Source organism: Rothia sp. HMSC068F09, from assembly GCF_001812775.1.
In the GTDB taxonomy this organism is placed as follows: domain Bacteria; phylum Actinomycetota; class Actinomycetes; order Actinomycetales; family Micrococcaceae; genus Rothia; species Rothia mucilaginosa_A.
Genome location: NZ_KV810430.1, coordinates 107,688 through 119,085 on the forward strand (window position 1 = coordinate 107,688; position 11,398 = coordinate 119,085).

An 11,398-nucleotide genomic window follows, 5' to 3' on the forward strand; every position below is an offset into this window, starting at 1 on the left:
GTACCCGCCGCCCTAGCGTGTATTGGATGATGGCTCGCGGCCTCATGCCACCGAAGCCTAGACGATGTTGTTACCCCAGTGCGGGGGACGCTGCTGGCGCATCCACTCCAGGCGCTCCTTCTCCTCGGGGGTGAGGGGCTTCGAGGCGCCGTGGGCGGTGCGCTTCTTCCGCGAGCTACTGCCGGAGCCACCGCCGGAATCGGCAGTTTTTGGCGCGGCCGACCGGTCGCCGGGCACCGCGGCAGCGGGGGTCCCCGACGACGGGTCCAGACCCGCAAGACGGGGTTCGGCACCTCCCACGGTTCCGCCCCCGCTCACCCGGCGGTTACCGCGTCGGGGTTTGGGCACGGGCGAATAGTTAGCCACGGTCCTCAGCATCCTCGTCCATGTCCAGGTAGTGCAGGATGCGCGCCACCACGCCGTCCGGGTCGGAGAAGACCTCCAGGGTGCCCAGCGTGATGTAGTTCCAGCCGGTGCGACTCAGGCGCTCGGGTAGCAGGCGCGTACGCTCGCGCACCGAGGCCCGCGCGTAGTTCTGCTCGCCGTCGGAGCAAGCCACCAGAGGCATCGCGGCGGGAGCGCTCGGGCCGGAGGAAACCACGGGAGCCACGCCCAGGGCGGGCACGGGCTCGGCCACGAGCTTTTCGGGGGCGTGCGCAATCAGCGCGATGTCACCTTCACCCTGCGTCACGCGTACGCCGCGGGCCTGCAAACGCGCCACCAGATCGTTGAGCAGCCAATCGCCCAGGTCGGGGGTTTCCTGCTCGTCGGTAGCTAGGAAGGCATTGCGCGGCAGAGTCTCGGGCACGCGCTGTGCCTTCGCCTCGGCCTCTTCGCGGGCCTGGCGTTCCGCGTGCTCACGCAGCAGGTGGTAGAAGTCGACCGCGCCGTGGTGTAGCTTCTGCGGGTCCAGCTCGGTCGGGTCGATACACGAGACGATACGCAGGGCCCGGCGGGCGCGAGTTAGCGCCACGACAAAGCCCTGACGGCCGTGCTCGGTGGAGAGCTGACCCAGGTCATAGGAGGCCTGGCCCAGGCGGGCGCGTCCCACACCCAGCGAGAAGATTACGGTGTCGCGTTCGAGGGTCTCGGCGCGTGTCAGGTCGACCACGCGGAAAGACTCCTCGCCGGCGGCAAAGAACGGGGCGAGCTGCGGGTACAGGTTCAGGGCGTGACGCACCGATTCGGCCACGCGCTGAGCATGCTTGGGGCTGGCCGTCACGACCGCGAGGGAGCGGTCGGGGGTGCGGTAGGCGTGCTCCAGCACCAGGTTCGTGACGCGCTCGACCTCAACGCCGGGCGAATCAAGGTTCGCGTTATCGCTCACCTTGCCGCGAGTGTCGATGTACTCCACGGTCAGGGTTGCGGCCGGCTGCGAGGAGGCGCGGCTCACCGGGGCGGCGTGCAGCTGCGAATCGTAGAACTCGCGATTCAGGTAGTCGAGAATCACCGGGTCCATGCTGCGGTGCAGCATGGCCAGGGTGCGGTTCGGCAGTACCGTGGCGAGCACGTCGAAGGTGCTGTCCAGCTGTTCATCGGCGGGGTCCGGCGCTCCGAAGGTCGGTGCGGACACGATGAACGGCGAGGGGTATCCCGAGTGCGGGTCGCCCAGGGCGATCACCTGGTCGGCGCGGGTGATAGCCGGCAGATTGGCCGCCAGCGGGGTGGATTCAGAGTCCAGCAGGATGGCCGTGTCAAAACGCATCGAGGCCGGCACCTTGCGGGCCAGGGCGAAGGGGCTGGCGGTCCACAGGGGCAGCAGGGTGCGCGCCATGACGGGCGCGTGCGTCAGCAGCTCCTCCAGCACGAACTCGTAGCCGCGCAGCTGGCTCTTCAGGTAGGCCGCCTGGTCGTGCTCGGATTCGATGCGGTCGGTCCACACGCGCGCGACCTTTGCCAGAAGGCGGGCCGGAGCGCTGGTCATGTGGGCGTAGTCGGCGCGACGGAAGCGGGATTCGGTGTCTCGCAGGCGGTCACCGTCCAGCAGTTTACCCTCGTGGCGTTCCAGCAGGAACTCCAGCGCGGACTGCCACCAGGCAAGCTCCAGCTCGGCCGCGACAACTTCGGTCGGTACCTGACGGGCGTACAGGTCATCCAGCAGCTCGGACAGGCCGCGTTCGTGAAGCTTCTGCTGGAGTGCGTCACGTTCGGGCAGGGTCATGAGCAGGACGCGGTCGTCCATGAGGGCGTCCAGGCGGGCGTCCAAAACGTCCAGGTCGGTGCGCACAAAGTCGGTGCCGTCGATCGTATCGGCAAGCACGATACCCAAGCCCGCCAGCTCGGACACCAGGGAGTTCAGGGCGTCGGCCAGCTGATCCAGGTTCTGCGGAATCTGCGGGGTGCGGGGTGCCTCGATATGGCGAATCCACTCGGCACGTTCGGTCTGCACAATCTTGAGCTGTTCGTGCAAATCCCCGATGTTCACGCCGGGCAGGATGTACTCCTTCGCCGCGCGACGCAGGCGGGAGCGCTGCATACTGCTCATCTCGATGCCGTTCTCGCGACGCCACGCACCGGAGGCGGTTGCGGCAATCAGATCGGTCACGGGGCGGTCGTACACATCGGCGCGGAAACGCTTAAGCGTCTCGCGAATGCGCATCAGGATCGCCAGCTGCGACTCCCACTCGGCAATCGTGCGGCCCGGGCGCAGGCCCAGCATGGCGGCCATACGGTTCATGGCCTCGCGCAGATTCAGCAGGGAGGACTTCAGGGTAATGACCAGGGCGTAGGCCTCCGCGGCCTCCTCGTCATTGACCAGGCGGGCGCGGTACCACGGCGAGGTGCGCGAGGCCGCGGCGAATCCGTCAATCTCGCCCAGGCGCACGAGCTCGGCGCGTACCTGATCGCGTTCCAGGAGGGAGTCCAGCATGGGGCGGTCGAAGCGTACGCGGGTGGCCGGGCCGTCCTCGGATGCGGTCAGCTCGGCCAGACGCTGCAGGGCGGCGTACACCGAAATCTGCCAGTGCGGGTCCTTCGTGAGCAGAGCGCGGGTGTGGTCGATGAGGGTCTGGCGGGTGGCGCACAGTTCCTCGTTGAGGTCCTCGGAGTTCGGCTCCTCGGCACTTTCGTTGCGTACGATGGCGCGGATAAATTCGGCTCGCTGCGCCTCCGAATCGTGTTCGGCCAGCAGGTCGTAGCGCAGGCTGTCGATGCCGGTGCGCTTGAGCAGGGCCGAGAACTCGGCGAGCGTCGAACGCTTCTCGCCCACAACCAGCACGGATTTGCCGCGGCCGATGAGGGCGGAGGCAATATTCACGGCGGTGCGCAGCGGCTCGGTGCCGGGGGCCGCGGTCACGGTGAAGGAGAAACCGCTCACCGCGGTGTCGATAATATCCTGGGCGTTTGCGTCCGCGTCGAGCAGGAGCATCTCCTCGGCGGGGTCGCGCTGGTCCAGGGGCTGCTGCAGGTTGTGGGCGTTCAGCTCGCGCGGCTTCACGCCCGGCACCTTCAGCGCCGCCACGTCACGCACGAGCGGGGTGATGGCGGTGTGGGGCAGCTCGCCCAGGCTTTCCTTCAGGTCGGCAAAGGTCGAGATGAAGTACTTCGACTCGATGGTCATGCCCGGGATACGGCCGGCCGAGGCGCGCATGCGCTCGATGACCGGCTCCGGATCCAGACGAGACATGGAGTTCGCCAGCTGGGCCACGTCCATGGTGCCCAGGTCGATGCCGTACTCCTGCTTGATCTGGCGGACCATGGCGGGGTTCAGGCGCGCGGAGCCGGCCAGGCGCAGCTCGAAGTCGTCATCCTTCGGGTGCGGGGTGATGCTCAGCGGCGCCATGAGGATCGGCGCGATGAAGCGCTTCTCGTAGGCTGCGGCGGCCTCGCGGGTGTCGTGCGAAAGCCAGGATGCGGTGCCCGCCACGAAGTAGCCGGAGTCCAGACCATGGTCGGTGGCAAGCTCGTAAATCTTGGTGCGCAGGGTGCGGGCGGAGCGCATGCCCGCCTCCAGCTGCGACTTTTCGCGCAGGATGGTGGAGAGGCGGGTCTTACGTCCGGCAAGTAGCTGAGCCAGGCCGGAGGGATTCGCCTCCGACAGGTCGATGTGCACGTAGTCGACCTGGTTGAAGTCAAGCATCGCGTCGGGGCCGGTGTAGACGTCCATCTGTTCGGCCCAACGCTCAAGCCCCGCCGAGGGGTCGAAGTCCTCGTGGGCGGGGTTCAGGTGCGGGGGAAGCTCGGCGATGCTCATCTCGGGTTCGGTCGTTTCGGCAAGCTGCGCCTGTTCTTCGGGGGTCGCCGATGCGACGGGCACCTCGGCGGTATCGCTCGGGGTTCCGTCGGTGTTCTGCATGTGAACAGAATCAGGAGTATGATTCACGTCTCGACTATCCTTGTATGTCAGTGTGATGCACGGCGTGCAATCCGGTGGTGCTTCGTGAGCGGTCCTCGCGCTCAGGCGTTCTTCAATCTACGATAGCGTCCTAGCCCAGCGTCATCGAGAGATTAGCCACGGTGAGCACCAAAGCCACCATGACATAAAACGCCACGGCCGCCAGCAGGACCCGGCGGTACCTGGGGGCCAGTTCACCCTCCAGGTTACCGAAGCGCAGGGAACGGAAGAGGAAGAAGGACAGGAGCGCGCCGGGCAGGTTACCGATGACGGCCAGCAAGATAATCAAATACAGAGCATAGGCTCGTTCGGTGCGCTCATTCTCGATTCCCGCAAGCTTAAGGGTACCGCCCAGCAGCAGGCTCAAGCATCCGTTCATGAAAGCAACCGTAAAGAAGGGAATCTTCATGGCGTCCTGGAAGCTCATCTGGGAGTTTGCCGCACCCACGGCAATCCACAAGAAGAGGAGGGCCGGAATAATCATGAGGTACCAGAAAAGGTACTTACGCATCTTCTCGGAGTTATCAATCAGCGCCAGGATTGCGGTCACGAAGGTGTCTCTTTCGGGTTCTGTTCAGGAGGTAGATTCAGGGCAGCGGGAATAAATTGGCTCCGGGCAGGAGCGCCCGCAACTACGGGGTGGTTTCGGTGCCTCCGTCGAGGGCATCCTCAACCTGCTTGCTGAGGGATTCTCGGCGCGCGGTTTCCGAGTACTCAATGTAGCGACGCACCACGTAGTCCAGCACCACCCAGAGAGCCACGAACGAGTGGTAGGGCTTGCGCTGGGTGCTGATGTGGGTGGGGGTCGCCTGGTAGTGCAGGGAGTACTCGGCGTGCGAGGACATGTAGTTCACGCCAATCGCGGTCACCGCAACCATGGGAATACGGCGCAGCGACAGCATCTTGATGTGCTCGCGCATGTTCTCGGTCTGGCCCGAGAACGACACGATAATCACCACATCGTCCTGGGTCATGGTGTTCATGGCGCTCTCGAACTCGTTGCGAGCCGGAATAACGTGGCAGAATTTGCCGCAGGCCTGCATGGACTTGGCGAACTCCTGCACCGCGTTGCGCTGAGCGTAACCGGTGCCAAAGCAGTAGACGGTGCGCGCCTCGTAGATGCGTTTAAGCAGACCGCTCAACTCCATGTGGTCGAGGTAGTCGTAGGTGCGCTGAATATCCTCGCGGCCGCTCTCGATGAAGCGGGGGTTGAAGGGCTCACTACGGCTAAGGGAAGACTTGATGAAGTACTTCAGCTCAGCGAATCCTGAAAAGTTCAGCTTCTTCGTCAGTCGAATAATCGAACTGGTCGAGGTGTAGGTTTTGTGCGCCAAAGAATTAATCGTCGACTCCGCGACGAATTCCTCGTTCTCCAGCATGAAGGCCAAAATTTCCCGTTCAGTTTCGCTGAACCGGTGCTGATTCGCATTCACGACGTCTTGTAAATCCACTCAGAGCTCCTGAATCCGATGGTGAGCAATATATAAATATTACACGCTTCGGATTCCACAGCCCGGTTCTGCCATATTGTTCCCGCTCACGCAGAACCTTTCGAGAGAGGCCCACAACCGGGGCCAAGGATACCCAAGATACAGCTTCGCCGGCGGCACCGGATGTATCCGGTACCGCCGGCGAAGCGGATTATTCACTGCCCGATGCGCGAACTACGCGGCGAGCAAATGCGATGGCTCTAGACGTTGGTCTTGGAGCTGTTCACCATGGTCTCGAAACGCTCGCGGACCTGGGGAACGTCCATACCGACGATCACCTGGAAGGCCTTGCCCTTACGGACAACACCCAGGGCGCCAGCGCTCTTGAACTCTGCGTCCGAGGTGCTGACCAGAGACTCATCGGCCACAGAGACACGCAGGCGGGTTGCGCAGTTGTTCACGGTGGTGATGTTGTCTGCGCCACCGAGCAGCTCGAGGAAGCCAGCCGCACGGGGTGCGTAGAGGTCGGCGCCTTCTGCGTCACCGGCAGCGGCTGCGCCGCCGTTCTTCTCAGCGGCCTTGGCAGCCTTGTACTCTGCCTTGCTGTAGAGCTTGGTCTCGCCGCCGTCTTCTTCACGACCGGGGGTCTTGAAGTCGAACTTCAGAATCATGAAGCGGAAGATTACGAAGTACAGGACGGTGAAGCACAGGCCCACACCAATCTGCATGAGGTAGGTGCCGGAGTGGTTTGCCCACAGCGGGATCCAGTTCTGGAACAGGAAGTCCAGCAAACCGCCACCCATGTAACCAACCAGACCCAGCTGGTACATGATTGCTGCCATGGATGCTGCCAGGATTGCGTGGACCAGGAACAGCGGGGGTGCCAGGAACAGGAAGGTGAATTCGAGGGGCTCGGTGATACCAATCAGGATTGCGGTAAGGCAGACGGGAATCATCAGAGCGAGAACTTCCTTGCGCTTCTCGGGACGAGCAGTGGTGTAGAACGCCGCTGCGATACCGATGGGTGCAAAGACCTTGGAGTTACCGTGCAGTGCGAAGCCGCCGCCGGGGAACAGTTCCTTGAGGGGCTTGTCGCTCTTTGCGAACTCGGTCAGGTGGGTCGGCCAGTCCTTAGCAATACCGTTCGGGGTAACAACGTTACCGAAGACGAACGGGGAGTAGATGAAGTGGTGCAGACCGGTCGGAATCAGGAAGCGCTCGAGGAAGGTGTAAACCCACACGCCGAGTGCGCCGGATGCGATGAAGAAGCCCTGCAGGGAGGAGATGCCGTGCTGAGCGTAGGGCCACAGCCAGGAGAACAGGAAGGCGATGGGCATCATCAGGAAGAAGCAGACGCCGTAGACGTACTGGGAACCCTGGAAGATGCCGAGGAAGTCGGGCAGCTTCTTGTCGAACCAGCGGTTGTGTGCCCACACCACGATTGCGGAGATGATGATTGCACCGAAGATACCGGTGTCCATGGTCTTGATACCGGCGATCATCTTCAGACCGGTACCTGCCGCGCTCTCAGAGATGTCGGTGGTGTAGTCCAGGTCGAAGAAACCGGTGCCGCCCTTGCCCCATACCTTGAGCATGGTGCCGACGAAGTAGTTGAAGGTCAGGTAGACCATTGCAGCTTCCATCACTGCACGTGCGTTAGCGGTCTTTGCCAGTGCAATGGGCAGACCGATCACGAAGAGCAGTTCCATCTGGTTGAAGACGGTCCATGCGCCGGACTCCCACACGGCCCAGAACTGCGACCAGAGGTTGTTCTTATCGGCAGCCAGACCAATCAGCTGGTCGTTCTGCGCGATAATTGAAATACCGACCGCGAGGCCAGCGAATGCGAAGAGAAGAACGGGTGCCAGCATGGCAGAGCCGAACCTCTGTACTTTTTCCATCATGAGGCTATACGCCCTTTCGGGTATCGAGTGAGCGGGCGCAAGGGGCGGGCGGTCTTTGCCCGCCTGGGCTAACGCATCTTTATAAACACCCTTGAAAGTGTATGAGATGCACACCACACGACCTGCGCGCGCTAAATGCCGAATGTGTTTTAGACAGAAATAATAATGCCACTTCATTCCGACCCATAGGCACCCGAAGGACAGTTCTGAAAGAGTTTTTCACAACCTGAAACATATCCCGGCACCGGGTAAAAATACTGGAGAATAATCAAGCTTTTCCCCTGTCTGCCGGGGCTCAGACTCGATAGCATGAACATACTTGCGCGGCCGGAGACCGCCCTCCACCACTCAGAGCTTCCACAGGGAGAGCCATCCGACGTGCCCACCCCGTACCCCTACCCGAAACCCAATCGGAACTTATATATATGCGTTTCCTCACCCTCAACACCCACAGCTGGTGCGAAATCCATCAGATTGACAAGATCCGCACCCTCGCGCAGTTCATCGTTGATCAGCAGGTGGACGTTATCGCCCTCCAGGAGGTCAACCAGCTGACCTCCACCCCCGTGGTGGAACATCCCCTCCACTTCCGCGGCGGCGCGGGCATCCCGGTTCGCGAAGACAACTACGCCCTACTCCTCGTGCGCGCGCTGGGGGCGCTCGGCGCCCGCTACGAGTGGACCCTCACCGAGACTCACCTCGGGTGGGAGCGCTACGACGAGTGCATGGCCATCCTCTCGCGCATGCCGATCCGCGGCATTAGGCCCATCGATATGTCCCCCGACTACACCTACTTCCAGGTGCAGCACCGCGCCGCGCAGGCCGCCCTCATCGAGACCCCCTCCGGTCCTTTCTGGTGCGCAACCACCCACATGTCCTGGTGGGACTTCGACGGTGAGCCCCTCTTCGCTCAGGAATTCACCCGCCTCTCGCAGGCCCTGGCCGAATGTGCCGAAACCGCCCCCGTACTGCTCGGCGGCGACTTCAACTCCGCCGCGCACCTGCCCGACGAGGGCTACGCCTTCGTAACCTCTACCGGCCTAATCGATACCCGCACCATCGCGAAGCACACCAAGGGTGAAAACACCGTGCACCGCGAGATTGCCGGCTGGGAGGGCTCCTCGGACGCCAAGCGCATCGATTTCGTGTTCACAGACCGTCTCGTCGACGTGGCCTCCCACGCGGTGGTCTTCCGGGATAACTCCCCCGAGGCGATCTCCGATCACAGCGGCCTACTCCTGGAAATTGACCCCGCAAGCTGGGCCCCGCAGAGCGTCCTGAAGCCCCTCGACCAGCTGCACTAAACGACAAAAACCTAACCGCCCCGGCGGCGAAAATAGCAACTACTCAGTTACGAGACCCCAAGGGAAGGAAGAACAATGACGACCCAGACCCAGTGGTGGCAGGAACCCGTTGTCTACCAGATTTACCCCCGCTCCTTCAATGATTCCAACGGCGACGGCATCGGCGACCTGCCCGGTATCACCGAGAAGATTCCGTACCTCGCCGACCTGGGCATTCAGGTGCTGTGGCTCTCCCCCATCTACGCCTCCCCGAACGACGACAACGGCTACGACATCTCCGACTACCGTGCCATCATGACCGAGTTCGGCACCATGGAAGACTTCGACAAGCTGCTCGAAACCGCGCACGAGCACGGCATCAAGCTCATGATGGACCTCGTCGTCAACCACACCTCCGATGAGCACGAATGGTTCAAGCAGGCACGCTCCTCCAAGGACAACCCCTACCGCGACTACTACATCTGGCGCGACCCGAAGGGCTTCGACGAGGACGGCAACCCGATCCCGCCGAACAACTGGATTTCCTGCTTCAGCCCCTCCGTGTGGGAGTGGGACGAGGCGACCGGCCAGTTCTACCTGCACTACTTCTCCATCAAGCAGCCCGACCTGAACTGGGAGAACCCGAAGGTCCGCGAAGAGGTCTACGACATCATGCGCTTCTGGCTGGACAAGGGTGTGGACGGCTTCCGCATGGACGTCATCAACCTGATCTCCAAGGATCTCTCCTTCCCCGATGACCCGGCAGTCCTGGCTGGCGGTCTGGACAACTCCCTGGCTGTCGCCGCTAACGGCCCGCGCGTGCACGAGTTCCTGCAGGAGATGAACCGCGAGGTCCTCAGCAAGTACCCGGTCATGACCGTGGGCGAAACCCCCTGCGTGACCGTGGACGACGCCGCTCTCTACACCGGCTTCGACCGCAACGAGCTGCAGATGGTCTTCCAGTTCGAGCACATGGATGTGGACGCCTCCGAGGGCGGCGTGACCGGTAAGTGGTCCGACCGCCGCTTCGACCTGGTTGACCTGAAGAAGGTCCTCACCCACTGGCAGGAGGGCCTGTACGGCCGCGGTTGGAACTCCCTGTACTGGAACAACCACGACCAGCCGCGCACCGTCTCCCGCTTCGGTAACGACTCCCCCGAGTACCGCACCGTCAGCGCCAAGATGCTGGGTACCGTGCTGCACATGATGCAGGGCACCCCCTACATCTACCAGGGCGAAGAGTTGGGCATGACCAACGTCTTCTTCGACGATGTGAAGGACTACAACGACCTGGAGATTCACGACTCCTGGCGCAAGTACGTTGAGGAGTCGGGCCGCGTCTCCCCCGAGGACATGCTGCGCTACATCAGCGCCTCCGGCCGCGACAACGCACGCACCCCCATGCAGTGGAACGCCGGCGAGAACGCAGGTTTCACCACCGGCACCCCGTGGCTGAAGCTGAACCCGCGTTACCCCGAGATCAACGCGGAGTCCGAGCTGGCAGATCCGGATTCGGTGTTCTACCACTACCGCGACCTGATTAAGCTACGTCACGAGCACCCGATTATCCTGACCGGCGAGTACCGCCTGCTGGATGAAGAGGACGACCAGGTCTACGCCTACCTGCGCGTGAACTCCGACGAGGACGCAGCCGCAACCGGCGAGCGCGCCCTGCTGGTCGTCGCCAACTTCACCGACGACACCGTGCAGCTGAACTACGCGGGCGGCAACCTGGATTCGGTGGTGCTGACCAACTCGCAGGCCCTCTCCCCGACCGAGCTGAAGGCTATCGAGAACGCTCCGAAGCTGATTAGCTCGAACTACCGCGATGAGAACCGCGAGTTCACCGACGAGGGCACCCTGCTGCGCCCCTACGAGGCGAAGGTTTACCTCTTCGGCAACGCTAAGTAGGCACGCCCCAAAAATGTAATGCGCGAGGGGGATCCGGCACAGACATTCCGGTCCCCCTCGCCCTATACTTCAATCACAGACTCCTTTTTTCTCTTCGGCGTAACCCGCCGGTACAGAAAGGCAATTATGAGCAACTCCGAAGCATACGAGGTTCCCTCCTACGAAGGCCGCCAGTGGTGGAAGGAAGCCGTGGTGTACCAGGTGTACCCCCGTTCCTTCAACGACGCTAACGGCGACGGCATCGGTGACCTGAAGGGTATCACCGAGAAGCTGCCCTACCTGGCTAAGCTGGGCATCAACGTCATCTGGCTCTCCCCCGTGTTCGATTCGCCGAACGTGGATAACGGCTACGACATTTCCGATTACTTCGCCATCATGAGTGACTTCGGCACCATGGAAGACTTTGACGAGATGCTCGAAACCGCTCACAAGCACGGCATCAAGATCCTGATGGACCTGGTCGCTAACCACACCTCCGACCAGCACCCCTGGTTCAAGGAGTCCCGTTCCTCCAAGGACAACCCCTACCGCGACTAC

General features: G+C 62.4%; 8 protein-coding genes. 3 read left to right on the forward strand and 5 right to left on the reverse strand.

Annotated elements, in window-relative coordinates; all coding sequences use genetic code 11:
- Window positions 1–57: 57 nt before the first annotated feature.
- The 5 genes from HMPREF2874_RS07280 to HMPREF2874_RS07300 all read right to left on the reverse strand — a co-directional run bounded on the left by HMPREF2874_RS07280 (window position 58) and on the right by HMPREF2874_RS07300 (window position 7,667).
- On the reverse strand, window positions 58–366 hold the full coding sequence (locus HMPREF2874_RS07280; RefSeq protein ID WP_141754243.1) for a hypothetical protein: 309 nt from the start codon (window positions 364–366) through the stop codon (window positions 58–60).
- Complete coding sequence (locus HMPREF2874_RS07285) at window positions 359–4,192, reverse strand: DEAD/DEAH box helicase (RefSeq protein ID WP_371440552.1); 3,834 nt, start codon at window positions 4,190–4,192, stop codon at window positions 359–361. The genes HMPREF2874_RS07280 and HMPREF2874_RS07285 overlap by 8 nt, the downstream gene beginning before the upstream one ends.
- 232 nt (window positions 4,193–4,424) lie before the next feature.
- Window positions 4,425–4,883 (reverse strand): cell shape determination protein CcmA, encoded by a 459-nt coding sequence (locus HMPREF2874_RS07290; RefSeq protein ID WP_070649791.1) that lies wholly within the window; start codon window positions 4,881–4,883, stop codon window positions 4,425–4,427.
- Between the two features lie 82 nt (window positions 4,884–4,965).
- Entirely contained in the window at window positions 4,966–5,784 is an 819-nt protein-coding gene (locus HMPREF2874_RS07295) for a MurR/RpiR family transcriptional regulator (protein ID WP_049331998.1), read from the reverse strand.
- 239 nt (window positions 5,785–6,023) lie between these two features.
- Window positions 6,024–7,667, reverse strand: coding sequence for an alpha-glucoside-specific PTS transporter subunit IIBC (locus HMPREF2874_RS07300; RefSeq protein ID WP_070649793.1), 1,644 nt, complete (start codon window positions 7,665–7,667; stop codon window positions 6,024–6,026).
- Window positions 7,668–8,092: 425 nt separating this feature from the next.
- On the opposite strand from HMPREF2874_RS07300, the gene HMPREF2874_RS07305 reads away from it, so the two are divergent.
- From HMPREF2874_RS07305 to HMPREF2874_RS07315, 3 genes are all read left to right on the forward strand, one after another.
- Window positions 8,093–8,971 (forward strand): endonuclease/exonuclease/phosphatase family protein, encoded by an 879-nt coding sequence (locus HMPREF2874_RS07305; RefSeq protein WP_070649795.1) that lies wholly within the window; start codon window positions 8,093–8,095, stop codon window positions 8,969–8,971.
- A 75-nt stretch (window positions 8,972–9,046) separates the two neighbouring features.
- Window positions 9,047–10,861, forward strand: coding sequence for a glycoside hydrolase family 13 protein (locus HMPREF2874_RS07310; RefSeq protein ID WP_070649797.1), 1,815 nt, complete (start codon window positions 9,047–9,049; stop codon window positions 10,859–10,861).
- Between the two features lie 126 nt (window positions 10,862–10,987).
- Window positions 10,988–11,398 (forward strand): alpha-amylase family glycosyl hydrolase (locus HMPREF2874_RS07315; RefSeq protein WP_246823798.1); only part of this gene is annotated, 411 nt, incomplete at its 3' end.